This window comes from Pseudomonas sp. P5_A2_2 (assembly GCF_054177685.1).
This window is the reverse complement of sequence record NZ_JBGCUL010001196.1, coordinates 1-1,239: the sequence shown is the minus strand read 5'-3', so window position 1 is coordinate 1,239 and position 1,239 is coordinate 1. Positions and strand designations below refer to the sequence as shown.

Sequence of the window (1,239 nt, the reverse complement as noted above, 5' to 3'; positions counted from 1 at the left end):
TCGGCCATGGTCATGGCCTCTTCCTGGTCGTGGGTCACCATCACGCAGGTCACGCCGACGCGCTCGATGATCTCCACCAGCTCAAGCTGCATCTGCGAACGCAGCTTTTTATCCAGTGCGCCCATCGGTTCGTCGAGCAGCAGCAGCTTCGGACGCTTGGCCAGGGAACGGGCCAGGGCCACGCGCTGACGCTGGCCGCCGGACAGTTGGTGCGGTTTGCGCTTGGCGTACTGGGTCATGTGCACCAGGCGCAGCATCTCCTGCACACGGGCTTCGATTTCGGCCGCTGGCAAACGGTCCTGCTTGAGGCCGAAGGCGATGTTCTGCGCCACCGTCATGTGCGGGAACAGCGCGTAGGACTGGAACATCATGTTGATCGGTCGTTCGTACGGCGGCATGTCGGTGATGTCGACACCGTCGAGCAGAATCCGGCCTTCGGTCGGGCGCTCGAAGCCGGCGAGCATGCGCAGCAGGGTCGATTTGCCGGAACCGGAGCCACCGAGCAGGGCGAAGATTTCACCCTGGTGGATTTCCAGGGACACATCGTCCACGGCGGTGGTTTCGTCGAACTTCTTGGTGACGCGATCGATTTTCACCAATACCTTTTTCGGTGCCTGGTGACCTTCAAGAGCCTTCCTGTAGATGCTGGAGGCGTTTGCCATGTGAAACTCCCAACAGGTTTCAGTCGCCCGGCCAACACGGCCCGGCTTAATAGTGGATTGCAAACCCGTGAAGCCGGTCCGCGCTGATCCCTTGTAGGAGCGAGCCTGCTCGCGATGGTCGCCAACGATGACGCGTTCATGCTGAAAAAACGCGGCGTTCTGCAGTCCATCGCGAGCAGGTCGGATCGCCGCACCGTCGCTCCTACAGGATCAAGCCTGCGCCTGACCCTCGGCCAGGAAGAACCAGGTTTCCAGCACGGAATCCGGGTTCAACGAAACGCTTTCAATGCCCTGCTCCATCAGCCACTTGGCCAGGTCCGGGTGGTCCGAAGGGCCCTGACCACAGATGCCGATGTATTTGCCGGCCTTGTTGCACGCGGCAATGGCGTTGGCCAACAGCTTCTTGACCGCCGGGTTACGCTCATCGAACAGGTGCGCAATGATCCCGGAGTCACGGTCCAGGCCCAGGGTCAACTGGGTCAGGTCGTTGGAGCCGATGGAGAAGCCGTCGAAGAACTCGAGGAATTCTTCAGCCAGGATGGCGTTGGACGGCAGTTCGCACATCATGATCACACGC

The 1,239-nt window shown here is 60.9% G+C and carries 2 protein-coding genes; both read right to left on the bottom strand.

The annotated features are described in order from the left end of the window. Positions 1–662: ABC transporter ATP-binding protein (locus ACXRVY_RS30040; RefSeq protein ID WP_458239078.1), on the bottom strand; the 662-nt coding region annotated here is incomplete at its 3' end. 210 nt (positions 663–872) lie between these two features. Next, the coding region (locus tag ACXRVY_RS30035; protein ID WP_458239077.1) for a putative PEP-binding protein at positions 873–1,239 on the bottom strand (367 nt) is incomplete at its 5' end.